Raw genomic sequence first — 25,595 nt, 5'->3', positions numbered from 1 at the left:
CTCGCAGACGTGCTGGCAGTTTACGCCAATCCCCGGCTTCGTACAAAGTCCTAGTATTTTTGTCAGGAAAGCGCCTGAGAAGCATTTCTGGCCCTTCGCTCGTCCAGCCAGCCCTTCATGCGACGATACAGGCCCTTCTCCAGCCACTCGTAACTGATCCATGCACCCAGCGCGATGACCGGCACACAAATCGCGAAGACCAGATAAGGGTTGAGGTTGTAATGCTGCGAGGCGAGCCAGCCGCCATACAGAACCAGAACGTGCAACAGATAAACCGAATAAGAACAATCGCCCAACACTTTGAGCAACTTGTTGCCCCGGAAAACCGGCTCCATGGCAATGCACGACAACACTATCAGCGCACTTGGAAGCCCCCAGTTAAGCAGGCGATCCTGATCGGCGCCCAAGTGATAGATAACGACCAGCCCCGTAGCGATCCCCAGTAACGGCAACCAGAAGCCCTCCTTGATCCAGCCCCGGCGGTAAATGATGCCGATGCCGATGCCGAGCAAGAACTCGTAGATGATGTCGTTACCATAAAACCGGCTGATCAGCCCCGAGCGCGCCAGCACTTCACAGACCGCGAACAATGCGGCTGCGACGATCAAGGGGCGGTGGCGCTGCTTGAACAGGAATACCGTGGAAAACAGCAGATAGAAGAACATTTCGTAGTTAAGAGTCCAGCCCACATTCAAGGTGGGGTACAGCCCATAACCACCCGGGTTCTCCGCCGGGATGAAAAACAGCGACAGCATGAACGTCTGCCAGTTGATGACCTGATGCGGCAGCAATGGCGCCGCGAACACCAGCAACAAGCCCATCGCTGCGGTATAGAACCAGTAGGCAGGAACAATGCGGATAATGCGGTTCAGCATGAATCGTCTGGCGGGCATTTCGCTGTTCTGCGTGGACAGGAAAATCACCAGACCGCTGATCACGAAAAAGATATCAACGCCGACAGCACCCTTCGTCACGAAGAAGTCGCCAACAGGGCCACTGGCGTTAAAGTTGAAAAAAATCTGCATAAAGTGGTGACACACTACGACCCACGCGGCGAGTGCCCGCAGGGCTTGAACCGAAATCAACATCACGAACCTCATAGCACCTTTTGAACAACAATCCAGGGCTGCGAGAACAACGGCAGGCCCAAGGACACTCACGGGGTCGGACCGTGAGAGTTCACAAAAGGTCATGAAAAAATGACTTTTCCGGTCAGCGGTAGATGGCCGCAGGCCATATGGGATATGGGTCGGCCGGACTTTAAGGCACTGAATTCGCGTACACCGTGCCGATGACCCGAACGGATTTTCGTCGTGGGAGCGGTGCTTGCCCGCGAATCGGCCAATCAGATTATTCAGCTATACCGCGTATTCGTTCTTCGCGGGCAAGCCTCGCTCCCACAGGGGATCTCGACCTCATGTGGGAGCGGTGCTTGCCCGCGATATGGGCGACGCAAATCTACAGATTTTCATACCGATTCATATCCATCACCCCCGCCTCAACAGGATCGGTTTCCTGAATGTACCGGGTCAGGTCATGGAAGTACGTCCAGAACTGCGGATTGCTGCGGCGCACACCCCAACGTTCGACAATCTTCTCAAACTCTGGCTGATGCCTGGCCTGCTGCATCATCTGAACGAACTCGGGCACGTCGTTCGCTGGCACGTTGAACATGAAGTTCGGGTAACTCGCTAACACACCCGGATAAATCGTCAGCGTATCCAGCCCAGGCTCGTAGCGATAAGACTCACCCAGCAAAAACGCGACATTCGTATGCGCCCGGTTACGCAACATGCTGTACATCATCCGCTTGCCCGTACCGTCCTCGATACGCAACATGGTCGCCTCGGGCAAATAATCGATCACCTTCAGGCCCGCTGCAGGCCTCGCCGTCAGATGGCTAAGCGACTGCTCAACCTGAGCAAAGCTGTTACTGATACCGGCTCGTGAACAGTAAGCACCCGAACAGCGATTGATCGGATCCGGGGCTGCATTCAGCGTACCGGCGCGCTCTACCAGCTTCAGAGCGAAATCACGCTTCGGATCCTTTTCATCCAGCTTCATGCCGCTCGGCGTGTCATTGTCGATGCTCTGATAATCCAGCCACATCTTGACTTTGCCGCCGTTGCGATACCAGTCGCTCAACAGATCATCGCGTTTGTCTGCGGGCATCAGGCGCAGGAAGTTAACCTCGGCGCCATTACGGATGAGATCAAAATACAAGCGTGTCTGAACCTGATGCGACAAGTTACCGTAAACGTCGAAATTCACTGCCAACTGGTAATAGGTGCGTTCCAGCAACGGATAGTCAAATAGCCAAAGGGTCTGGGGTACCTCTCCAATCAGGCCTTTATTCACCGAGGCGCTGTCAAAGTGACGAAAAACGGTCAGCAGCGCATTATCGTTACCCGCCCACAAGGTTGCCCAGCCCGGTGGCGGCGTGTGGGCATAGCTGTCGCGGCGCAGGTCTTCATATTCGTTGCGCTTGTCGCGATAGCTGCGCCATAAACTCAGCACACTGCCCACGTCATCGTTTTGCCCTGGCATCGCCAGCAGCGGCGTTGCCAGACCGCGATATCGGGCATCGACGACGTAGCGATCAAAAGCGGGCTCCTGAAACATCACCCAGAACTGGTCACGAATCACATCAGTGGCGATCTGGCCGCGGCATACCGGTCCGCGAATGAACGTACGGACGAAGTACTCGGCGTTATCCAGCATGAATTGATAGCGGGCTACTGCGGGAATCGCTTCAAAGGTTTCAAACGGATTGGCCCGACGCCCCGGCCCATAGCCGGGCAGTGAATCGACATGCCACTGATTGCCGTAGAACAGCTGCTTGACCCGCGCCATCTTCTGCGGACCGAGCGCATAGGTGATATGAGTCTTGTGGACGATCACGCCTTTGACTTGCTCAAGGCGGTAGTAAAAATCACTGCCCGGATCGTCGTTCGGCCTGCGCGTTGCTATCACGTCGATCGGCTGACCGCTCGGCGTACGCGAGCGCACCCAGTGAAAGAAGTGCCCTGGCTCACCACCAACAAAGTAGATGTGCGCGAGGAATAAATGCTCGTACAGCCACCGGCCCACCAGCGCTTGAGTAGACCCACGCTGGTTGAGTAACGCTTCCCACTCGGCAATCTGTGATATTTCGCTGATAGACGGATTCAGCGCCTTGTCGTCCGTAGGCGCGCCCGCTGCGAACCAGCGTTGCAAGGTCTGATACTCAGCGTCGGTAAGCCCGGCGACAGCCAGCGGCATGCCTTCCTTGGGGTGCGCCTGAGCGTAAGCATTGAACTCGCCGGGTTGAGCACAAAGATTCTCGCGATTGAGCCCCAGTGCGATCTCAGGTGGAATCTTCGCATTGGGCTCCAGTGGCGCGTTACGCCCCAGGTCCAGCATTCTGCTCATCAACGCGGCCTGACTGCCCTCAGCGTCGAGCACCGAATAAAAACCCTTGCTCTCCCAGGCTTTCGGCCCGCTGGCATCGATGAACAAGCGAGTGGGTGCCTGGGCGACACTGCGATCCCCTTCATACACCGGGATTTTGCTGGCCCCACGGGCGACGCCCTCTCCGGCACCCAGATTCAGCTGACACGGCGCGTCGTTACAGGCATGGCAGGCGACGCACTTTTCGGTAAGGATCGGCTGGATATCCCGTACATAGGAAATATTCGGCTGCACAGGCTGATCGCCCGCCTGAGCCTGAAACATGCCGACCATCCACAACATAACGATGCTTATAAAGAAGCGATACGGCATATCCAGCGTCCAAAAGGTCTGAAAAGGTGAAAAAACGCAGCAATTCTACAGAGGATATCGCACAGCAACATGAGCGATATTCATACCAAAGTGTTATCAACACTAAAACCGTTCGGGTTTGCTATCATTTCGACCTTTCTGTATCGATCTTTTCCAGGTAACCCTATGTCTGATCGCAGCGCCCGTCTTCATGCTCTCCAGCAAGCTCTCCAGCAGAGGATCCTGATCCTCGACGGCGGCATGGGCACCATGATCCAGAGCTATCGACTTGAGGAAGAAGACTATCGCGGCAAGCGCTTTGCCGATTGGCCAAGTGACGTCAAGGGCAACAACGATTTGCTGGTGCTGACGCGCCCGGACGTGATCGGCGCCATCGAGAAAGCTTATCTGGACGCTGGCGCTGACATTCTTGAAACCAACACCTTCAACGCCACACAGGTTTCCCAGGCTGATTACGGCATGGAAGAGATCGTCTATGAGCTGAACGTGGAAGGTGCTCGACTGGCTCGCAAAGTCGCTGACGCCAAGACGCTGGAAACCCCTGACAAGCCGCGCTTCGTTGCCGGTGTTCTCGGCCCGACCAGCCGTACCTGCTCACTGTCGCCAGACGTGAACAACCCCGGCTATCGCAACGTGACGTTCGATGAGCTGGTAGAAAACTACACGGAAGCGACTCGCGGTCTGATTGAAGGCGGCGCAGACCTGATCCTGATCGAAACCATTTTCGACACCCTCAATGCCAAGGCGGCGATCTTTGCCGTGCAGGGCGTCTTCGAAGAGATCGGTTTTGAATTGCCGATCATGATTTCCGGGACCATCACCGACGCCTCCGGCCGCACCCTCTCCGGCCAGACCACTGAAGCGTTCTGGAACTCGGTCAGCCACGCCAAGCCCATCTCGGTCGGTTTGAACTGCGCGCTGGGTGCCAGTGATCTGCGCCCGTACCTGCAAGAGCTGTCGAACAAGGCCAGCACTTACGTCTCCGCGCACCCTAACGCGGGCTTGCCGAACGAGTTTGGCGAATACGACGAACTGCCGAGCCAGACCGCAAAAATCATCGAGGAATTCGCCCAAAGCGGCTTCCTGAACATCGTCGGCGGCTGCTGCGGCACGACGCCGGGCCACATCAAGGCAATCGCTGAGGCAGTCGCCGGTTATGCCCCACGGCAAATTCCGGATATCCCGAAAGCCTGTCGTCTGTCCGGCCTTGAGCCGTTCACCATTGATCGCAACTCGCTGTTCGTCAACGTCGGCGAGCGAACCAACATCACCGGTTCCGCCCGCTTTGCCCGTCTGATCCGTGAAGATAACTACACCGAAGCCCTGGAAGTCGCCCTGCAACAGGTCGAAGCCGGTGCCCAGGTGATCGACATCAACATGGACGAAGGGATGCTGGACTCGAAGAAGGCCATGGTGACCTTCCTCAACCTGATCGCAGGCGAGCCGGATATCTCCCGGGTGCCGATCATGATCGACTCCTCAAAGTGGGAAGTGATTGAAGCGGGCCTCAAGTGCATTCAGGGCAAAGGCATCGTCAACTCGATCAGCATGAAGGAAGGCGTCGAGCAGTTCATCCATCATGCAAAACTCTGCAAGCGTTACGGCGCCGCAGTTGTGGTGATGGCGTTCGACGAAGACGGCCAGGCCGACACGGAAGCGCGCAAAAAAGAAATCTGTAAACGCTCTTACGACATTCTGGTCAATGAGGTCGGCTTCCCGCCGGAAGACATCATTTTCGACCCGAACATCTTCGCCATTGCCACCGGCATCGAAGAGCACAACAACTATGCAGTCGACTTCATTAACGCCTGTGCCTACATCCGCGACGAACTGCCTTACGCGTTGACGTCGGGTGGTGTGTCCAACGTCTCGTTCTCGTTCCGGGGCAACAACCCGGTGCGCGAGGCGATTCACTCGGTGTTTTTGCTGTATGCGATCCGCAATGGCCTGAGCATGGGTATCGTCAACGCCGGTCAGTTGGAGATCTACGACCAGATCCCGGCCGAGCTGCGCGACTGCGTGGAAGATGTGGTGCTCAACCGAACGGCAGAAGGCACCGATGCGTTGCTGGCGATTGCTGACAAGTTCAAGGGCGACGGCAGCGTCAAAGAAGCGGAAACCGAAGAATGGCGCGGCTGGCCGGTGAACAAGCGCCTGGAACATGCGCTGGTCAAAGGTATTACCACGCACATCGTTGAAGACACCGAAGAGTCCCGTCAGTCATTCGCCCGCCCGATCGAAGTGATCGAAGGCCCGTTGATGTCCGGCATGAACATCGTCGGCGACCTGTTCGGCTCGGGCAAAATGTTCCTCCCGCAAGTGGTCAAGTCCGCTCGCGTAATGAAGCAGGCCGTTGCCCACCTGATCCCGTTCATCGAACTGGAAAAAGGTGACAAGCCAGAAGCCAAGGGCAAGATCCTCATGGCCACGGTCAAGGGCGACGTGCACGATATCGGCAAAAACATTGTGGGTGTCGTGCTGGGTTGCAACGGCTATGACATCGTTGACTTGGGCGTGATGGTCCCTGCAGAGAAGATCCTGCAAGTCGCCAAAGAGCAGAAGTGCGACATCATCGGCCTGTCTGGCCTGATTACTCCGTCGCTGGATGAAATGGTCCACGTAGCCCGGGAAATGCAGCGCCAGGACTTTCATCTGCCACTGATGATCGGCGGCGCGACCACCTCCAAGGCACACACGGCGGTGAAGATCGAACCCAAGTACAGCAACGATGCGGTGATCTACGTGACTGACGCCTCGCGCGCAGTGGGCGTGGCCACGCAGTTGCTGTCCAAGGAACTGAAACCGGCGTTCATCGAGAAGACCCGTCTCGAATACATTGAAGTCCGCGAACGTACTTCTGCTCGTAGCGCGCGTACCGAGCGCCTGAGCTATGGCGCTGCGGTAGCCAAGAAGCCGCAGTTTGACTGGGCGACCTACACGCCGGTGAAACCGACGTTTACGGGCGCCAAGGTGCTGGAAAACATCGATCTGGACGTGCTTGCCGAGTACATCGACTGGACGCCGTTCTTTATTTCCTGGGATCTGGCGGGCAAATATCCGCGCATTCTCACTGACGAAGTAGTTGGCGAAGCCGCGACATCACTGTTCGCCGATGCTCAGCAACTGCTGCGCAAGTTGATTGATGAAAAACTGATCAGCGCCCGCGCCGTGTTTGGTTTCTGGCCTGCCAATCAGGTGAATGACGACGATCTGGAAGTCTACGGCGACGATGGCCAGCCGCTGGCGAAGCTGCATCACCTGCGTCAGCAGATCATCAAGACCGATGGCAAACCAAACTTCTCGCTGGCTGACTTTGTTGCACCTAAAGACAGCGGCGTCACTGACTATATCGGCGGCTTCATTACTACCGCAGGTATCGGCGCCGAAGAGGTTTCCAAGGCTTATCAGGACGCGGGCGACGACTACAACGCGATTATGGTGAAAGCCTTGGCCGACCGCCTCGCGGAAGCCTGCGCCGAGTGGCTGCACCAACAAGTGCGTAAAGAGCACTGGGGCTATGCCAAGGATGAGCAACTGGACAATGACGCGCTGATCAAAGAGCAATACGCGGGTATCCGCCCTGCTCCCGGCTATCCAGCGTGCCCGGATCACACCGAGAAAGGCACGCTGTTTGAACTGCTGGACCCGATGCCGGACGGCAAACCGGGCAAGAGCGGCGTGTTCCTCACCGAACACTACGCCATGTTCCCGGCGGCGGCGGTCAGCGGCTGGTACTTCGCCCACCCACAGGCGCAATACTTCGCCGTGGGCAAGGTCGACAAGGATCAGGTGGAAAGTTACACCGCGCGTAAAGGTCAGGACTTGAGTGTGACCGAGCGCTGGCTGGCGCCGAATCTGGGGTATGACGAGTAAGCTGCAGCTTCATATTGGAGGTTTCATCCTGTAGGAGCAGACCTTGCTCGCGATGCAGTCGCACTGGTTTTTCAGGGCCACCGTGTCATCGTTCATCGCGAGCAAGCTCGACTCCTACAGGCGTGATCTCAGTATGTGTGCAATTCTGTGGTACCAGCTTTAGCCAGGAACATTCACTGCCAACGCGCAAATCCTGTGGGAGCAGAGCTTGCTCGCGATAATGTAAACCCGGTTAGTCAGGGCCACCGTGTCATCGTTCATCGCGAGCAAGCTCGACTCCTACAGAACTACTCGCCCCGTCCCGCATTATCATGTTGATTCGCTCCAACAAGCCGCATTCCAGCGTCCTGAAAGCTTCAACGTCGCAGCATTTCCTTCGGCACATACTTGCCAATCTCGAACTTGCCTATCGCTGCCCGGTGAACTTCATCCGGGCCGTCGGCCAGGCGCAGCGTGCGCTGCATGGCATACATGTAGGCCAGCGGGAAGTCATTGGAAACCCCTGCGCCGCCATGAATCTGGATAGCGCGGTCGATCACCTTCAACGCGACGTTGGGCGCAACCACCTTGATCTGGGCGATTTCACTTTTCGCGACTTTGTTGCCCACCGTGTCCATCATGTAGGCCGCTTTCAACGTCAGCAGCCGCGCCATGTCTATCTCCATTCGCGAGTCGGCAATCTTGTCGACGTTACCGCCCAATCGCGCCAATGGTCGCCCGAATGCCTCGCGGCTGATCGCTCGTTTGCACATCAATTCCAGCGCACGCTCGGCCATGCCTATCGAACGCATGCAGTGATGAATGCGCCCCGGCCCTAAACGCCCCTGGGCGATTTCAAAGCCACGGCCCTCACCAAGCAGCACATTCTCGTATGGCACCCGCACATTCTCGAAGACAACCTCTGCGTGCCCGTGTGGGGCATCGTCATAGCCAAAAACCGGCAATGCACGGACGATTTTCACTCCAGGAGTGCCTGTCGGCACCAGTATCATCGAATGTTGCCCATGACGCGGCCCGTCAGGATTGCTCAGGCCCATGAAGATCAAAATCTTGCAGCGTGGATCGCAAGCACCTGAAGTCCACCACTTGCGCCCGTTGATGACCCACTCGTCACCTTGACGCTCGGCACGGGCAGCCATGTTGGTGGCATCGGAGGATGCAACATCGGGCTCGGTCATGGCGAAAGCCGAGCGAATCTCGCCGCGCAGTAACGGTTCGAGCCACTGTTTCTTCTGCTCCTCACTGGCGTAGCGCACCAGAACTTCCATGTTGCCCGTGTCAGGCGCCGAGCAATTGAACGGCTCAGGCCCAAGCAGCGAACGGCCCATGATCTCCGCCAGCGGCGCGTACTCCAGATTGGTCAGCCCGGCACCCAGTTCGGACTCAGGCAGGAAAAGATTCCATAGGCCTTCAGCTTTGGCCCTGGACTTGAGCTCATCCATGATCGCCGTAGGCTGCCAGCGATCCCCCTCAGCGACCTGCCGCTCGAACACCGGTTCAGCGGGATAAACATAGTTATCCATGAACGCCGTCACGCGCTCGCGCAGTTCCTGAACCTTCGGGGAGTAAGCAAAATCCATGGGCAGCTACCTTCTGAGTGAGGTTTGTAAGGTCATGTGACGATGCTAGGCCTCCACCCAACATTTATCTAACCTATTCTCAGCGTGTATTAACATTCATAACCGATATATGATCGGGCCACGCTTCGTCCAGGAAGCGATAAAACAAGAACAGCACACGAGGCGCACTGAATGAACCTGAGCAAGGTCGATCTCAACCTTTTCATTGTCTTCGACGCGATCTACACCGAAGCCAATCTGACTCGCGCCGGACAGATTGTCGGCATCACCCAGCCCGCTGTGTCCAATGCGTTGGCGCGGCTACGTGAGACCTTCAACGATCCTTTGTTCGTGCGCACAGCTCAAGGCATGGTGCCTACGCCCATGGCGCAGAATATTATCGGGCCGGTACGCAATGCACTGGCGCTGTTACGGGTTTCTGTACAGGAAAGCCGGATCTTCACGCCGCTCCAGGCCGTCAAGAATTACCGGATCAGCATGACCGACCTGACGGAAGCGGTGGTCCTGCCAGCCCTGTTTCAACGCCTGCGTCGCCTGGCCCCGCAGGTCACCATCGAAAGCTTTCTGTCAAAACGCCGCGAGATGACCAAGGAACTGGCCGCCGGACGCCTGGACTTTGCCGTGGACGCGCCGCTCAATACCGATCCGCAAGTACGTCACGTCAAGCTGATGGCCGACAAATACGTCTGCGCCATGCGTAAGGGTCATCCCCTTGCGACGAGAGAGGTCTTTAAGCTGGAAGACTATCTGGCCCTGTCGCATATCCATATTTCCAGCCGTCGCAGCGGCCTGGGCTATGTCGACCTCGCACTGGGCAAAATGGGCATTCAGCGAAAGGTTGCCTTGCGCTCGCAACATTACCTGATGGCCTCACAAGTCCTGCAGCAGACCGACATGGTCATGACCGTGCCGGAACGCTTTGCTAAACGCCACGAGCTGCGCTATTTCCCCCTACCTGTGCATGATGTTCCGGCAGTCGAAACTCACCTGTACTGGCACGAAAGCACCGATCAGGACCCGGCTAACCGCTGGATGCGTGAGCAGATAATCGAGCTGTGTCAGCAAGTGACTGCGCAGGAAAGCAAGCTAGAAGTAGCTTGAATATAGAACCTCAACTCATTGTTATTAATATAGTTATAAGACATAGACCATCTACTGTGGGAGCTGGGCTTGCCCACGATGGGGGTAACTCTGCACCACGGTCAGATCGTGGTTTACGCATCGCGGGCAGGCCCGGCTCCCACATAATCCGATTTCAGGTGATCAAGCTGAGTCAGCCCGGCAGCAGTTGCTGCTTGACGTGAACGTAAAGGTAACCTTAGGTTAAGCCTTTGCTTCCTTTGCCGAGCGCGTTCATGACCAGCCAGACCTACAGCATCTCCGACCTCGCCCGCGAGCTGGATATCACCACGCGGGCGATCCGTTTCTACGAAGAGCAAGGCATGCTAGCCCCCGAAAGACGTGGCCTGGAGCGTATCTACTCGGCAAGAGACAAGGTCACCCTCAAGCTCATTTTGCGGGGTAAGCGCATCGGTTTTTCTCTCGCCGAATGCCGCGAGTTGATCGAGCTTTATGACCCCTCCGGCGGTAATCACAAACAGCTCCATACCATGCTCGGCAAAATCGGTGAGCGCCGCGCCCAGCTAGAACAGCAACTGCTGGACATCCAGCAGATGCAGCTGGAACTGGACAGCGCGGAAGAACGCTGCAAGCTTGAGCTAAATAAAACTATAAATATCAATTGATTGCTGAATCATTCTCGAATTTTTCGAGAAGGAGCCGGACATGCCTTTACCCGAAAAAGTACGCCTGGTTGAAGTAGGTCCCCGTGACGGTCTGCAAAACGAAGCACGGCCTATCAGCGTTCTGGACAAAGTGAATCTCGTCGACGAGCTTTCAGCAACCGGTCTCAGCCATATCGAAGTTGGCAGCTTTGTATCGCCCAAATGGGTGCCGCAAATGGCAGGGTCGGCAGACGTCTTTGCCCGGATCCAGCGCAGGGATCACGTCACCTACGCCGCACTGACGCCGAATCTTCGTGGCTTTGAAGACGCATTGGTCGCAGGGGTGAAAGAGGTGGCGGTTTTCGCCTCGGCATCCGAGACCTTTTCGCAACGCAATATCAACTGCTCAATCAGTGAAAGCCTTGAACGCTTCGCCCCTGTTTTGCAGGCCGCCCGCCTGCATGGCGTTCAGGTCCGCGGTTATGTGTCTTGCGTATTGGGTTGTCCTTACGAAGGTCACATCAAGCCTGCGCAGGTTGCGGCTGTGGCCAACGAGCTACTTGCCATGGGCTGTTACGAGGTTTCACTGGGAGACACGATTGGCACGGGCACACCTGGCCAGACCCGCGAACTGTTCGAGGTGGTCACTGGACGTATCGCCCGAAGCAAGCTCGCCGGCCATTTCCATGACACCTACGGCCAGGCGCTGGCCAACATCTACGCCAGCCTGCTGGAGGGCATTCATGTGTTCGACAGCTCAGTGGCCGGGCTCGGTGGCTGCCCTTATGCCAAAGGTGCCAGTGGTAATGTTGCCAGCGAGGATGTGCTCTACATGCTCAACGGGCTGGGCATCAATACCGGGGTGGATCTGGATCGGCTTATAGCTGCCGGTCAGCAGATTTGCGATGTGCTGGGCAAGCCCAATGGCTCTCGCGTGGCAAGGGCTCGTTTGTCGGCCTGAGGTGCGACATGTTGCCGCAGAGTGTTACCCTGCCCGCATCAGGCAGGAAAAAACGGGTAACACGGAAACAGCTGACAGCGTGCTTTATTGACTCCTGAGCTGAGCACGTCTCTCAAACCCCCGGTTTATAAGGCTTTTCAAAAACTGGCACGGCTCCTGCTATATCTTAAGTACAACAAAAATAAAAAATGCAGTAACCCAATAAAAACAAGACGTATCGGCTCTGACATAACAAGAACAACACGGACAGAGGCGCAGCTAACAGATTTTTTTGGAGTGGATAGCTTTTCGGAGGTTCTTGAAAGAACTCCTCGCAACCGGACAGAGAACAATAAAACTACCGTCAGGTAGCGCCCGACCTGGTTGGATCGACGAGATAAAAGCCGCATCAGCGCTCAAAAAAATACGTTTGCTCTTGATCCTGAATGGGGATCGCTAAAAACAGCAGTAAGGGTACGGCCAACAAAAACAACAACAGGCCGCCCAACAATAAAAAAGAGCATCGAGAAATACCTTGAAGGGGAGCCCAGGCTCCCCTTCGTGCTGTCTGGGGTTTGATTATGTATTTGCGGCGTCGCTGAGTTCGGTTCCGTCCTGTCGGCCGGGTCACTTTTGTTTCGACAAAAGTAACCAAAACCATTTGCGCTGACGTCCGGCCCCTGCTTCGCAGGGGTACCTTCGACTCCGGAGCTGTGGTGCGGGCACGCACCGACGCTATTCTCGTGGTGTACATAAGATTCGTGCATGACCGCAACTTGCTGAATCAGAAGCAAAAGCAAAGCACTTCTTGCGCCTGACTGACGCACTTACGAGATTGCATTGACACACCTCTGCCAACAGGCTTACGTTAACGTAAAGGTCATAGCGACTCATCCAAAAATAAAAAGGAACGCTAACCATGAGTTACCCCAGCCTCAATTTCGCTCTGGGCGAGACAATCGACATATTGCGTGATCAGGTTCAGTCATTTGTCGCGGCTGAAATCGCCCCTCGTGCCGCTCAGATCGACAAAGACAACCTGTTCCCCGCCGACCTGTGGCGCAAGTTTGGCGACATGGGTTTGCTGGGTATTACCGTCGATGAAGAGTATGGCGGCGCAGGCCTTGGTTACCTGGCGCATGCAGTGGCAATGGAGGAAATCAGTCGCGGCTCGGCTTCCGTTGCGTTGTCCTATGGCGCGCACTCGAACCTGTGCGTGAACCAGATCAATCGCAACGGTAACCCGGCCCAGAAAGCCAGGTACCTGCCCTCTCTCATCAGCGGTGAACAGGTGGGCGCACTGGCCATGAGCGAGCCAAACGCTGGCTCCGATGTTGTGTCCATGAAGCTGCGCGCCGAGAAACGTGGCGACCGCTTTGTCCTGAATGGCAGCAAAACCTGGATCACTAACGGCCCCGACGCCAACACCTATGTCATCTACGCAAAGACCGACCTGCAAAAGGCGGCTCATGGCATCAGCGCGTTCATCGTCGAACGGGACTGGAAAGGTTTCTCCCGTGGCAACAAGTTCGACAAGCTGGGTATGCGTGGCTCCAACACCTGCGAGTTGTTTTTCGACGACGTGGAAGTCCCGGAAGAGAACCTGCTCGGGGAGCTGGATGGCGGCGTGAAGGTGTTGATGAGCGGCCTGGACTATGAGCGCGTCGTCCTCTCCGGTGGCCCCACCGGGATCATGCAGGCCTGCATGGACGTGGTAGTGCCCTATATCCATGATCGCAAGCAGTTTGGCCAGAGCATCGGCGAGTTCCAGCTGATACAGGGCAAGATCGCTGACATGTACACCCAACTGAATGCCAGCCGCGCCTATTTATATGCGGTTGCCCAGGCCTGCGAACGCGGCGAAACAACGCGCAAGGACGCCGCCGGGATCATTTTGTACAGCGCTGAGCGGGCCACACAAATGGCGCTGGAAACGATCCAGATTCTGGGCGGTAACGGCTATATCAACGAATTCCCTGCTGGCCGCTTGTTGCGCGACGCCAAACTCTACGAGATCGGCGCAGGCACGAGTGAAATCCGGCGGATGTTGATCGGGCGCGAATTGTTTAATGAATCCCGGTGAACTGATCCGTTGATCGACTTGAACTGAAATGCGATCTCCTGTGGGAGCGGTGCTTGCCCGCGATACATGAGACGCGTTTTGAAGGTGCACCGCGTTATCGTTTATCGCGGGCAAGCACCGCTCCCACAGAGCCCGGAGTAACCATGGCCACCCTCCAGTCCCGTATCAACACACGATCCCCGGAATTCACCAGCAACAGTGCCAACCTGCTGGAGCAGGTTCACGCGCTGCGCACCCTGCTTGCAGACATTCAGCAAGGCGGTGGTACAAAAGCTCAGGAGCGGCATACCTCCCGAGGCAAACTGCTGCCCCGCGAGCGCATCAACCGCTTGCTCGATACAGGCTCGCCCTTTCTGGAAATTGGCCAGCTGGCCGCTCTGCAGGTTTACGACGAAGAGGTACCCGCCGCAGGTGTGATCGCCGGGATCGGTCGTGTTGAAGGTGTGGAATGCATGATCATCGCCAATGACGCGACGGTCAAAGGCGGCTCCTACTATCCACTCACCGTGAAAAAGCACCTGCGTGCGCAAGCCATTGCCCAGCAGAACCGGCTGCCGTGCATCTACCTGGTGGACTCAGGGGGCGCCAATCTGCCGCGACAGGACGAGGTGTTCCCGGACCGCGAGCATTTCGGACGGATCTTCTTCAATCAAGCCAACATGAGCGCTCAAGGCATCCCGCAGATCGCAGTGGTCATGGGTTCATGCACGGCCGGCGGCGCTTATGTACCTGCCATGGCGGACGAAGCGATCATGGTTCGCCAGCAGGCGACGATCTTTCTTGCCGGGCCGCCGCTGGTCAAAGCTGCGACCGGTGAAGTGGTCACTGCCGAAGACCTGGGCGGCGCGGATGTTCACTGTCGCACCTCCGGCGTTGCCGACCACTACGCCGATAACGATGAACACGCGCTGGCGCTCGCCCGGCGCAGCGTGGCCAACCTCAACTGGCTCAAGCTCGGCCAACTCAACAGCGTCACCCCCGTTGCTCCGCTGTACGCTGCCGAAGAGCTGTACGGGATTATCCCTGCCGATGCCAAACAGCCTTTCGATGTTCGCGAAGTCATTGCTCGCCTGGTAGATGGTTCGGTTTTCGACGAATTCAAAGCGTTGTTTGGCACCACGCTGGTCTGCGGGTTCGCGAGGCTGCATGGCTACCCCGTCGCAATTCTCGCCAACAACGGCATTCTCTTTGCGGAAGCCGCGCAGAAAGGCGCCCACTTTATCGAACTGGCCTGCCAGCGCGGCGTTCCGCTGCTGTTCCTGCAAAACATCACGGGGTTCATGGTCGGCCAGAAATACGAGGCGGGAGGCATCGCCAAGCACGGTGCAAAGCTGGTCACGGCTGTGGCGTGCGCCAAAGTTCCGAAATTTACCGTGATCATCGGTGGCAGCTTCGGTGCCGGTAACTATGGGATGTGCGGCCGCGCCTACGACCCCAGATTCCTGTGGATGTGGCCTAACGCCCGAATCGGCGTGATGGGTGGCGAACAAGCCGCAGGCGTACTGGCCCAGGTGAAACGTGAACAGGCCGAGCGCAGTGGCGAGCCATTCAGCGCACTTCAGGAAACGGCCATCAAGCAACCCATCCTTGATCAGTATGAACACCAGGGACATCCGTACTACTCCAGCGCACGCCTCTGGGATGACGGCGTTATCGACCCGGCGCAAACCCGGGAGATTCTGGCCTTGGCCCTCTCCGCCTCACTGAACGCGCCCATTGAGCCGACGACTTTCGGCCTGTTTCGGATGTGACCAGGAAATGCCCATGACTGATTTTCAAACCGTAGAACTGCTCCGTGACCCTCGGGGCTACGCGACCCTTTGGCTGAACCGGCCCGAGAAGAACAACGCGTTCAATGCGCAGATGATCCGTGAACTGATTCTCGCACTGGATGCGGTTCAGGCTGATGCCAGCTTGCGTTTCCTGATCATTCGCGGACGCGGCAAACACTTCAGCGCAGGAGCGGATCTGGCCTGGATGCAGCAGTCAGCCCATCTGGACTACAACACCAATCTGGATGATGCCCGCGAACTGGCGGAGCTGATGTACAACCTCGCCAAGCTGAAAATTCCAACGCTTGCCGTAGTGCAAGGCGCAGCGTTCGGAGGGGCGCTGGGACTGATCAGTTGCTGTGATATGGCCATCGGCAGCGTGGACGCGCAGTTCTGCCTGTCCGAAGTGCGCATTGGTCTGGCGCCCGCGGTGATCAGCCCGTTTGTGGTTCAGGCTATAGGCGAGCGAGCGGCACGTCGCTACGCGCTGACTGCGGAACGCTTCGACGGTGCGCGCGCCCAGGAAATTGGTTTGATCGCCGAGCACTATCCTGCGCAACAGCTGGAGCAACAGGTATCCGAGTGGACCGATAACTTGCTGCTGAACAGCCCGCAAGCCATGCGTACCAGCAAAGACCTACTGCGAGAGGTCGGCAATGGTGCGCTGACTCCGGCATTGCGCCGATATTGCGAAAACAGTATTGCGCGGATTCGCACCAGCGCCGAGGGCCAGGAGGGTTTGCGCGCGTTTCTGGAAAAACGTCAACCCGCCTGGCAGATCGAACAGCCCAAGGAGTCCCGTTCATGAGCGCCCCGACACTGACGAGCGTGCTGATCGCCAACCGTGGCGAAATTGCCTGCCGCATCATGCGTACCGCGAAAAGTCTCGGCCTGACCACTGTCGCGGTCCACAGCGCCATGGATAAAGATGCTCGTCACACCCGCGAAGCCGATGTCAAAGTCGATTTAGGGGGCAGTAAGGCTTCAGACAGTTATTTGCGAATCGACAAGGTAATAGCGGCTGCGCAGGCCAGTGGCGCGCAGGCCATCCATCCCGGCTACGGCTTTCTCTCTGAAAACGCAGAGTTTGCTCGTGCCATCGAAAACGCCGGTCTGATTTTCATCGGCCCGCCCGCCTCCGCCATTGATGCCATGGGCAGCAAGTCCGCCGCCAAGTCGCTGATGGAAAGTGCTGGCGTACCATTAGTGCCGGGTTACCACGGCGACGCTCAGGATTTGACGACCTTTAGCGATGCAGCCGAGCGGATTGGTTATCCAGTACTGCTCAAGGCCACTGCGGGCGGCGGCGGTAAAGGCATGAAAGTCGTGGAGCGCGCTGAGGATCTCGCCGAGGCGCTGGCATCAGCGCAGCGTGAAGCCGCATCATCCTTCGGCGACTCACGCATGCTGGTGGAGAAATACCTGCTCAAGCCTCGCCACGTGGAAATCCAGGTGTTCGCCGACCAGCACGGTCATTGCCTGTATCTCAACGAGCGCGACTGCTCGATCCAGCGTCGCCATCAAAAAGTCGTCGAAGAAGCACCTGCTCCGGGCCTCACTACACAATTGCGCAAAGCCATGGGCGAAGCCGCCGTTAAGGCAGCGCAAAGTATTGGGTACGTGGGTGCGGGCACCGTAGAGTTTTTGCTCGACGCACGGGGCGATTTCTTCTTCATGGAGATGAACACGCGGCTGCAGGTAGAGCATCCCGTCACCGAGGCGATTACCGGCCTCGACCTGGTTGAATGGCAATTACGGGTCGCCCGGGGCGAAGCGCTACCGCTGACTCAGGCGCAAGTCCCGCTGCTCGGCCACGCCATCGAAGTACGCCTCTATGCTGAAGACCCCAACAACGAATTCCTGCCCGCCACTGGCACTCTGGAGCTTTATCGAGAGTGCACAGCCAATACCGGGCGCAGGGTTGACAGCGGCGTGGCTGAGGGCGGCAGCATCTCGCCGTTTTACGACCCCATGCTCGGCAAGTTGATAGCCTGGGGTGAGGACCGCGAACAGGCCCGCCTGAGGCTACTGGCAATGCTCGATGAGTTCGTGGTCGGCGGGGTCAGGACCAACCTGCCGTTTCTGCGACGCATCATTGCCCATCCGGCATTTGCAGCGGCAGAGCTGGACACCGACTTCATCCCCAGGCATCAGGCGCAACTACTGCCACAAGCGGCTCGGTTGTCGAATGATTTCTGGCAAGCCGCCGCTGCCGCATTCAGCCAGAGTGAACCTGCCCGGGTTCGTCAGGATGATGTGCATTCACCCTGGTCGTCGACGTTTGGCACGCGCTTTGGATGCGTGGATGAAGTCGACCTGCATCTCGTTTGTGACGGCCAGGAACAGGTAATGAAGCTTGCCGGTGATAACCCGGCATCCTATCAACTGAAGGGTGATCGGCTGCTGGTCACACAGAACGGAGTGCAGCAACAGCACCTCGCTCTGCGCCGAGATAACACTTTGTTCCTCAAATGGGCTGGCGATCTGCATGGGATCAGGTGCTTCGACCCGATGACCGCATCAGACACCAGCAACGCCTCGCAAGGCGGCCTGACTGCGCCCATGAACGGCAGCGTGGTACGGGTGCTGGTTGAAGTCGGTCAGAGTGTCGAAGCGGGTACGCAGTTGGTGGTGCTGGAAGCGATGAAAATGGAACACAGCATCCGCGCGGACAGCGCTGGCGTGGTCACTGTGGTGCATTGCAGCGAGGGGGAGATGGTCAGTGAGGGCGCGGTGCTGGTGGAGATTGAACCGGCTGGCTGAGTTGCAGTGAGCCGAACGCCAGACTTGAACCACCGCGTCAGCCCCTCTCGGCAACAAGTTACCTCCTACCCTCGCACGGTACTAACCGGTAGGAGCGAACTTGTTCGCGAGGTGGCCGGCCTGATTCACCGCGTTAAACCCTCTCGGCAACAAGTTACCTCCTACCCTGGCACGGTACTAACCGGTAGGAGCGAACTTGTTCGCGAGGTGTGCAGGCCTGATTCAACGCGTTAAAACCTTTCGGCAAAAAGTTACCTCCTACCCTGGCACGGTACTAACCGGTAGGAGCGAACTTGTTCGCGAGGTGGCCGGTCTGATTCAACGCGTTAAACCCTCTCGGCAACAAGTTACCTCCTACCCCTGGCACGGTACTAACCGGTAGGAGCGAACTTGTTCGCGAGGTGGCCGGCCTGATTCAACGCGTTAAACCTTCTCCCCAACAAGTTGCCTCTTACCTGAGACTGAGCTGACGCAGCTTGCTAGATAATCCCGAGCTTCAGTGCCGTCGGCTGAAGCTCAAACAGCCACCTCAAACAGCTTCGGTGGCACGACCTCTCCCGTTACCAGGCTATGGCGTACACGCTCAGCATGCAGGCCCGCAGCTTTCATGGCGCGCTCCTTGACGTGGCCATATCCCCTGATCTTCTCTGGCAAGCGAGCCAACTCCAATGCGGTGTGCCGATTCATCGCGTTGAGGTTCAGCAGGATCAGCTCAATGTCGTTGATGTACGCCTCGATCAGCTCCCGCTCCTGCTTGCGCTCCAGGCTGCGGCCGAACGGGTCAAATGCGGTGCCGCGCAGGAACTTGAGGTTCGCCAGCGCACCAAACGCCTTCATCATCCACGGACCGAAACTGCGCTTGCGCGGCTCCCCTGTCTGCTTGTCACGTCTGGCCAGCCACGACGGTGCCAGGTGGAATTCCAGCCGGTAATCCCCCTCGAACTGCGCCTGTAACTGCCGTTTAAAGTCGCCATTGCTGTACAGCCTCGCAACCTCGTACTCATCCTTGTATGCCAGCACCTTGAACAGACTGAAGGCCACAGCTTCAGTCAGCACCGCCAATTGCCCCGGGAACAAACGCGCTTCGGTCTGGCGCACGTTTTCAACCAGACGACTATAACGTTCGGCATAAGCAGCATTCTGATACTCGGTCAGCGCCACAACGCTGGCTTTGATGCGCTGCGCAAGTTCGACAGGCTGAGGCTCTTCAAAGACCTGCTCTTGAGGGTAAGCAATCGATTGCACTGCACCCAGATCATGCGCCGCACGCCGCCCCCAGAGAAACGCTTGCTGATTGAGTGTCACCGCCACGCCATTGAGTTCGATGGCTTTTTCGATCGCCGCCGAGCTTAACGGGATGAAACCCAGCTGGAAGGCGTAGCCCAACATGAACAGGTTGCTGGCAATGGTATCCCCAAGCAGGCGAATCGCCAGGTCTGTGGCCTCGACAAAGTGAGTTTTTTCCGCGCCGACCGCATCACGAATGGTCTGCTTCATCGCTTCACCGGGGAACACGGCATCCGGGTTGCGGGTGAACTCAGCCGTCGGCGTCTGTTGGCTATTAACCACCGCGTGAGAAAAGGTTGAGTTGAGTTTCGCGATGGCATCCGGGCCTGCCGCCACCAGTAAATCGCAACCCAACAGCAGGTTGGCTTCGCCCGCCGGGATGCGTACCGCAAACAACGCGTCCTGACGCGCCGCGATGCGGATGTGGCTGACCACAGGGCCGAATTTCTGTGCGAGCCCGGCCTGATCGAGCACGCTACAGCCCTTGCCTTCCAGGTTTGCGGCGAAGCCCAGCATCGCACCGACAGTCGTCACACCCGTACCACCAACACCAGACAGCAAAATGTTGAAGGGTTTGTCCAGGCTTTGCAGGTGCGGCTCCGGCAAGGTCACGAAGCGCTGGAGCTGCGTCGGCGGCGCAGGCTTGCGCAGTTTGCCGCCATGCACGGTGACAAAGCTCGGGCAGAAACCTTCGACGCAGCTGAAGTCCTTGTTGCAGGCGTTCTGGTCAATCTCGCGCTTGCGGCCTTGAGCGGTCTCTTTGGGCAACACGGAAAGACAGCCTGACTTGACGCCGCAGTCACCACATCCTTCGCAAACGGCTGTATTGATCAGCGCGCGTTTTTCCAGATCCTTCATGGTGCCGCGTTTACGCCGACGGCGCTTTTCCGTTGCGCAGGTCTGGTCATAAATGATCACCGAAACGCCTTTGAACTCGCGCAACTCGCGCTGCACGCTGTCCAGGTCCCGTCGATGATGAAAGGTGGTGATCGGAGCAAAGCCATCACGGCTTGGGTACTTATCAGGCTCATCCGACACCAAAGCGATACGCAGCACGCCTTCGTTGAAAACCTGACGGCTGAGCTGGTCGACGCGCAATACACCGTCGATGGGCTGACCGCCTGTCATCGCTACCGCATCGTTGTAGAGAATCTTGTAGGTAATGTTGACGCCGGATGCCACCGCAGCGCGCAGTGCCAGGTGACCCGAGTGGAAATAAGTACCGTCGCCGAGGTTCTGGAACACATGGGGGGTATTGGTAAAAGGTGCCTGACCAATCCAGGTGACGCCCTCGCCACCCATTTGGGTGAAGGTTTCCGTGGCCCGATCCATCCAGATAGTCATGTAATGGCAGCCAATACCTGCCAGCGCGCGGCTGCCTTCAGGGACGCGGGTTGAGGTGTTGTGCGGGCAGCCAGAACAGAAATGAGGGGTCCGCTGAGTGTTGAACAGTGGCGCTTGCAGCGCTTGCTCCTTGTCTGCCAGAAACTGCAAGCGCGCTTCGATTTGCGGGCTGCTGTAGAACGGCGCAAGGCGTTTGGCAATGACGCGGGCAATCATCGCAGGCGTCAGTTCGCTGAGGTTGGGCAGCAACGACTCGCCCTGTTCGTCGAACTCACCAACCACCACAGGACGCCGCTCCACCGGCCAGTTGTAAAGCTGACCGGTTAACTGATCCTCGATCACACTGCGTTTTTCTTCGACCACCAGGATCTCGTCGAGACCTTCGGCGAAACCATGCACTGAAACCGGCTCCAGCGGCCAGCTCATGCCGACCTTGAGCACGCGAATACCCACTTGGGCGCACAGCGCTTCGTCAATGCCCAGCTCTTCCAGGGCCTGACGTACGTCCAGATAGGATTTACCAGTGGTGACGATGCCCAGCCGCGGTTGGGGCGAATCAAGGACCACTTTGTTGAGGTGGTTCGCTCTCGCAAATGCGCGCGCTGCATAGATTTTGTAGGTGTTGAGCCGTGCTTCCTGGGCCAGCGGCGGATCCGGCCAGCGAATGTGCAGGCCGCCTTCGGGGATCTCGAAGTCCTCTGGAATCTGCGTGGTCACACGCAGCGGATCGACCTCGACAACAGCGGAAGAGTCGACGTTCTCGGCAATGGTTTTCATCGCCACCCAGCACCCGCTGTAACGTGACAACTCCCAGCCAATGATGCCGTAATCAAGGATTTCCTGGACGTTGCTGGGGTTAAGCACCGGAATCATTGAGGCAATGAACGCATGTTCACTCTGGTGGGCGATGGTCGACGATTTGCAGCCATGGTCGTCACCCGCCAATACCAGTACCCCGCCATTGGCAGCGACACCGGCCGAGTTTGCGTGCTTGAACACGTCGCCGCAGCGATCGACACCGGGGCCTTTGCCATACCAGAGCGCAAACACGCCGTCGTACTTGCCCTCGGGAAACAGATTGACCTGCTGGCTGCCCCATACCGCTGTCGCCGCCAACTCTTCGTTGACGCCCGGCTGGAAATGGATGGCGTTCTGTTTAAGGTAGTCCTTGGCGTCCCACAGGCTTTTGTCGAGATTGCCCAATGGCGAGCCGCGATAACCGGAAATGAAACCGGCCGTGTTCAGCCCTCGGGCCTCATCACGCTGTTTTTGCAGCATGGGCAAGCGGGTCAAGGCCTGGGTGCCGGTCAGATACAGATTGCCGGTCGCGAGCCGGTATTTATCGTCCAGACGAATATCAGCCAAAGACATTCAGGTGCTCCTTTTATTTTTATGAGCAGTTTATGGCGGCTAATCCGGGTCGCCATGCAGGCGCCCTGCATGCTGAGCGGCTTCTGCTCAGCATTCACAAGTAAAATACTGCCTGTAGCAAAGAGGCTTTTTCTTTCTAATTTGCCGTTTATCTGCTGAACTTCTGCATGTTCGTTTCGATAAAAATAAAAAAAAGGGTCAATTCATGCAGAACAAATTAAGCCCCATCGACCGCAGGATCCTGCGCCTGCTGCAACACAACGCCGACCTCTCGGCGGCCGAAATCGCTGAACGCGTCGAGTTGTCACAGTCGCCATGCTGGCGGCGCATCAACCGGCTTCAGGAAGAAGGCTTCATCGAGCGCAAAGTCGCCCTGCTCAACCCGCAAAAGCTCGGACTGACCACTACCGTTTTTGTTGACGTAAAGTTATCGGGCCACGGCCGACGCTTTCTGGCCGAGTTTGAAGAAGCAATCACTGGCTACCCGGAGGTACTGGAGTGCTACACGATGGCGGGCGATATGGATTTCTTGCTCAAGGTGGTCGCTCAGGACATCACCAGCTACGAGCGCTTCCTGCGTGACCATTTGCTGCAGCAGCCACACGTTCAGGAAGCACACTCAAACATCGCCATGAGCGAAGTGAAGCGCACGACAGAACTGCCGCTGGACTGAGGATTGTCAGGCGGAATCTGAATTTTTTTAATGGGGGCGATAAAAAGGTTTGACTTGCAAATGATAATGATTATTATTGCAAGCAACTGGCCGCAAGGTCAGTTGGATAACTCAGAAGTCTTAGGTCGGCTTCTGGATTATCTCCTCATCAGGCTAATCACGGTTTTTGACCCGGATTTTTTCCGGGTCTTTTTTTTAGTGTTGCGGTTCTATTTTTTTGTGTTGCAAGGTTCGGTGCTGCGTTCTTCAGGCTAATGAAGAGGGTGTCGTTTCTACGATGGCGCGGATCATAGCAAAAAGATTGCGGAACGGGCCCCTGAAGTTTGCTTTCAAAGGCTCTGTACGGAAGATAATTGGTAACTGAGCTGGCTTATCACTTGAGAATTACTCTCATCCCAGTCACTCTGCGAGCGTCAGGATGACGCCCCTCTTGAATCAAGAGAGCGATCAAGGAAGGCATATCATGAATATCAAGCGAGGCAATCGATCATGAGTATTCAACTCTCGTCCTTTCCCGCTCTGCCCGCACGGCAGCCGGATGCCCCATTAAGCCCGCAAGGCGAAAGCATGCGCCGTGGCCTGGTCAAGCTTTCCCGTCGTGCACAGCAGGTGTTTCTCCTCAGTCGACTTGACGGTTTCTCCTACTCCCACATTGCCAGCTTGCTGGATATAGAGGTAACGCTGGTCGAGCAGGCAATGGTTCGAGTGCTTCAGAACAGTCGGCGGCAAATAGCGGGTGATGAGAGCCCTGTTGTCGACCCTGTCGGTGAGCAGGCCAGCCGCTGGTATGTCCACCTCCAGAGCCCGCACGCTACAGCCAGCCAGCGCATTGAATTTCGTCACTGGCTGGATGCGGACAGTAGCCATCTTGCCGCCTTCGAAGGAACTGAACGCCTATGGCGACAACTTCAAGCCCCTGCCGCCGTTTTGGGTGCCAGCGGCTGGCACCGGCGTAAACGACGCAGTTATCTGCTCTGGTGCATGGCGACAGCCTTCCTGTGCAGCTTGCTGATGACCGCAGAGGCGTTCGCGCTGTTCGGCCATTTTTGAGTCAAACATGGCCGATTCGCACACATTCACGTCGCAGCAACGCGCGTTGCTCAAGGCAGGTTCCGTGTAAAGTAGCGCCATAACTGGCACTAACGTACACAGGAACCGACCGTGACCTCTCTCCAAATCAGCGCAGATTTCGATAGTGGCAATATCGAAGTGATCGACGCGAGCAACCCCGCACACATTCAGTTGGCTATTCGCCCGGATACTCGCAGCCCACATTTTCAGTGGTTTCACTTCAAGGTCGACGGTCTGCAGACGGGGCAGACGCATCGATTCAGCCTGACCAACGCGGGTCAGTCCAGCTATAAGAATGCCTGGACGGGCTACAACGCAGTTGCGTCCTACGATCACCAGACCTGGTTTCGCGTGCCCTCCACGTTCGATCACGGTGCCCTGAACTTCAGCCTCACACCGACCGAACCGCAGGTCTGGTTTGCCTATTTCGAACCGTACAGCCGCGAACGCCATGCCTGGCTCATTGAACAAGCCCTGGAAAAAGCGGGCGTGCAACTGCTGGCGACCGGCAAAAGCGTCGAAGGCCGCGACATTCCTCTGCTGCGTCGGGGTAACGGCGATGAGCAAAAGCTCAAAATCTGGATTATTGCTCAGCAACACCCCGGCGAGCACATGGCCGAATGGTTCATGGAAGGCGTGATCGAGCGCTTGCAACAGCAGGATGATCAGGTACTGAATGCCCTGCTGGAAGTTGCCGATCTGTATCTCGTCCCGCACATGAACCCTGATGGTTCATTCCACGGCCATTTGCGGACCAATGCCAACGGCAAGGACCTCAATCGCGCCTGGCAGGACTCCACTCAGGAGGCCAGCCCGGAAGTATTTTTCGTCAAGGAACAGATGGAAAAGTATGGAGTGGACATGTTTCTGGACGTCCATGGCGACGAAGAAATCCCTTATGTGTTCACCGCCGCGTGCGAAGGCAACCCCGGCTACACGCCAAAACAAGAGCAACTGGAAGCCCACTTCCGCAGCCGCTTGAGTGAAATCACCCGTGACTTCCAGACTCGCTATGGCTATCCCCGCTCACAGCCCGGCAAGGCCAACATGAACCTGGCCTGCAACAGTGTCGGCGAGAAATACAAATGCCTGTCACTGACCCTGGAAATGCCCTTCAAGGATAACGACGATGCGCCGGACCTGATAACCGGCTGGGATGGCAAGCGGTCGAAGCAATTGGCCAAGGATGTCTTGACCACTTTGTCGGAGATGGCTCCGGCCCTGCGCTGACAATGGTTCCCTGTAGGAGCGGGCGCGGAGGGCGGCACAGATATGTTTTTGGGAGCAGGTGTTGCGGGCAAGGGGACGGGGCCAAGGGGGCTGGAATGTCAAAGCGTGGTGGTGGCAGGGAA

15 protein-coding genes are annotated in these 25,595 nt (G+C 57.2%); 11 read left to right on the top strand and 4 right to left on the bottom strand.

Annotation, left to right across the window (positions count from 1 at the left end; genetic code table 11):
- Window positions 1-62 precede the first annotated feature (62 nt).
- A complete protein-coding gene (locus ACYASS_RS12315; protein ID WP_340163301.1) occupies window positions 63-1,088 on the bottom strand; it encodes an acyltransferase family protein in 1,026 nt (341 codons plus the stop codon).
- Window positions 1,089-1,458: 370 nt separating this feature from the next.
- Entirely contained in the window at window positions 1,459-3,723 is a 2,265-nt protein-coding gene (locus ACYASS_RS12310; RefSeq protein WP_463586366.1) for a fatty acid cis/trans isomerase, read from the bottom strand.
- Window positions 3,724-3,927: 204 nt separating this feature from the next.
- Here ACYASS_RS12310 and metH point away from each other — a divergent pair, with 204 nt between their 5' ends.
- On the top strand, window positions 3,928-7,635 hold the full coding sequence (gene metH, locus ACYASS_RS12305; RefSeq protein ID WP_463586322.1) for a methionine synthase: 3,708 nt from the start codon (window positions 3,928-3,930) through the stop codon (window positions 7,633-7,635).
- 356 nt (window positions 7,636-7,991) lie between these two features.
- Here metH and ACYASS_RS12300 read toward each other — a convergent pair whose 3' ends face one another.
- Window positions 7,992-9,215 (bottom strand): acyl-CoA dehydrogenase, encoded by a 1,224-nt coding sequence (locus ACYASS_RS12300; protein ID WP_463586321.1) that lies wholly within the window; start codon window positions 9,213-9,215, stop codon window positions 7,992-7,994.
- Window positions 9,216-9,386: 171 nt separating this feature from the next.
- On the opposite strand from ACYASS_RS12300, the gene ACYASS_RS12295 reads away from it, so the two are divergent.
- The 7 genes from ACYASS_RS12295 to ACYASS_RS12265 all read left to right on the top strand — a co-directional run bounded on the left by ACYASS_RS12295 (window position 9,387) and on the right by ACYASS_RS12265 (window position 18,497).
- Entirely contained in the window at window positions 9,387-10,316 is a 930-nt protein-coding gene (locus ACYASS_RS12295) for a LysR family transcriptional regulator (RefSeq protein ID WP_463586320.1), read from the top strand.
- 254 nt (window positions 10,317-10,570) lie between these two features.
- Complete coding sequence (locus tag ACYASS_RS12290) at window positions 10,571-10,960, top strand: MerR family transcriptional regulator (RefSeq protein WP_243248736.1); 390 nt, start codon at window positions 10,571-10,573, stop codon at window positions 10,958-10,960.
- Between the two features lie 40 nt (window positions 10,961-11,000).
- The gene (locus tag ACYASS_RS12285; RefSeq protein ID WP_463586319.1) at window positions 11,001-11,900 is read left to right on the top strand and encodes a hydroxymethylglutaryl-CoA lyase; all 900 of its coding nucleotides are present in this window, start codon (window positions 11,001-11,003) and stop codon (window positions 11,898-11,900) included.
- Between the two features lie 898 nt (window positions 11,901-12,798).
- Entirely contained in the window at window positions 12,799-13,962 is a 1,164-nt protein-coding gene (locus tag ACYASS_RS12280; protein WP_463586318.1) for an isovaleryl-CoA dehydrogenase, read from the top strand.
- Window positions 13,963-14,105: 143 nt separating this feature from the next.
- Complete coding sequence (locus ACYASS_RS12275) at window positions 14,106-15,713, top strand: carboxyl transferase domain-containing protein (RefSeq protein ID WP_463586317.1); 1,608 nt, start codon at window positions 14,106-14,108, stop codon at window positions 15,711-15,713.
- 13 nt (window positions 15,714-15,726) lie between these two features.
- Entirely contained in the window at window positions 15,727-16,542 is an 816-nt protein-coding gene (locus ACYASS_RS12270) for a gamma-carboxygeranoyl-CoA hydratase (protein ID WP_463586316.1), read from the top strand.
- Window positions 16,539-18,497 carry an acetyl/propionyl/methylcrotonyl-CoA carboxylase subunit alpha gene (locus ACYASS_RS12265; RefSeq protein ID WP_463586315.1) on the top strand — a complete coding sequence of 653 codons (1,959 nt, stop codon included), beginning with the start codon at window positions 16,539-16,541 and terminating at the stop codon, window positions 18,495-18,497. Before ACYASS_RS12270 ends, ACYASS_RS12265 begins: the two co-directional genes overlap by 4 nt.
- Window positions 18,498-19,013: 516 nt before the next feature.
- Here the strand turns inward: ACYASS_RS12265 and ACYASS_RS12260 are convergent.
- Window positions 19,014-22,499 (bottom strand): indolepyruvate ferredoxin oxidoreductase family protein, encoded by a 3,486-nt coding sequence (locus ACYASS_RS12260; protein WP_463586314.1) that lies wholly within the window; start codon window positions 22,497-22,499, stop codon window positions 19,014-19,016.
- 205 nt (window positions 22,500-22,704) lie between these two features.
- Here ACYASS_RS12260 and ACYASS_RS12255 point away from each other — a divergent pair, with 205 nt between their 5' ends.
- The 3 genes from ACYASS_RS12255 to ACYASS_RS12245 all read left to right on the top strand — a co-directional run bounded on the left by ACYASS_RS12255 (window position 22,705) and on the right by ACYASS_RS12245 (window position 25,473).
- Window positions 22,705-23,172, top strand: coding sequence for an Lrp/AsnC family transcriptional regulator (locus tag ACYASS_RS12255; RefSeq protein ID WP_122664378.1), 468 nt, complete (start codon window positions 22,705-22,707; stop codon window positions 23,170-23,172).
- A gap of 489 nt (window positions 23,173-23,661) precedes the next feature.
- Window positions 23,662-24,222, top strand: a complete 561-nt coding sequence (locus tag ACYASS_RS12250) for a DUF4880 domain-containing protein (protein WP_463586313.1) — start codon at window positions 23,662-23,664, stop codon at window positions 24,220-24,222.
- Window positions 24,223-24,333: 111 nt separating this feature from the next.
- A complete protein-coding gene (locus ACYASS_RS12245) occupies window positions 24,334-25,473 on the top strand; it encodes a M14 family metallopeptidase (protein ID WP_463586312.1) in 1,140 nt (379 codons plus the stop codon).
- Window positions 25,474-25,595 lie beyond the last annotated feature (122 nt).

The sequence above is a fragment of the Pseudomonas sp. HP_14 genome (assembly GCF_055283875.1).
This window is presented reverse-complemented; position numbering and strand designations above follow the sequence as displayed.

What these genes read in the sequence shown, in the direction of transcription:
- ACYASS_RS12315 (WP_340163301.1), bottom strand. Translation starts at nt 1,088, where the DNA reads ATGTTGATTTCGGTTCAAGCCCTGCGGGCACTCGCCGCGTGGGTCGTA.
- ACYASS_RS12310 (WP_463586366.1), bottom strand. Translation starts at nt 3,723, where the DNA reads ATGGTCGGCATGTTTCAGGCTCAGGCGGGCGATCAGCCTGTGCAGCCG.
- metH (WP_463586322.1), top strand. Translation starts at nt 3,928, where the DNA reads ATGTCTGATCGCAGCGCCCGTCTTCATGCTCTCCAGCAAGCTCTCCAG.
- ACYASS_RS12300 (WP_463586321.1), bottom strand. Translation starts at nt 9,215, where the DNA reads ATGGATTTTGCTTACTCCCCGAAGGTTCAGGAACTGCGCGAGCGCGTG.
- ACYASS_RS12295 (WP_463586320.1), top strand. Translation starts at nt 9,387, where the DNA reads ATGAACCTGAGCAAGGTCGATCTCAACCTTTTCATTGTCTTCGACGCG.
- ACYASS_RS12290 (WP_243248736.1), top strand. Translation starts at nt 10,571, where the DNA reads ATGACCAGCCAGACCTACAGCATCTCCGACCTCGCCCGCGAGCTGGAT.
- ACYASS_RS12285 (WP_463586319.1), top strand. Translation starts at nt 11,001, where the DNA reads ATGCCTTTACCCGAAAAAGTACGCCTGGTTGAAGTAGGTCCCCGTGAC.
- ACYASS_RS12280 (WP_463586318.1), top strand. Translation starts at nt 12,799, where the DNA reads ATGAGTTACCCCAGCCTCAATTTCGCTCTGGGCGAGACAATCGACATA.
- ACYASS_RS12275 (WP_463586317.1), top strand. Translation starts at nt 14,106, where the DNA reads ATGGCCACCCTCCAGTCCCGTATCAACACACGATCCCCGGAATTCACC.
- ACYASS_RS12270 (WP_463586316.1), top strand. Translation starts at nt 15,727, where the DNA reads ATGACTGATTTTCAAACCGTAGAACTGCTCCGTGACCCTCGGGGCTAC.
- ACYASS_RS12265 (WP_463586315.1), top strand. Translation starts at nt 16,539, where the DNA reads ATGAGCGCCCCGACACTGACGAGCGTGCTGATCGCCAACCGTGGCGAA.
- ACYASS_RS12260 (WP_463586314.1), bottom strand. Translation starts at nt 22,499, where the DNA reads ATGTCTTTGGCTGATATTCGTCTGGACGATAAATACCGGCTCGCGACC.
- ACYASS_RS12255 (WP_122664378.1), top strand. Translation starts at nt 22,705, where the DNA reads ATGCAGAACAAATTAAGCCCCATCGACCGCAGGATCCTGCGCCTGCTG.
- ACYASS_RS12250 (WP_463586313.1), top strand. Translation starts at nt 23,662, where the DNA reads ATGAGTATTCAACTCTCGTCCTTTCCCGCTCTGCCCGCACGGCAGCCG.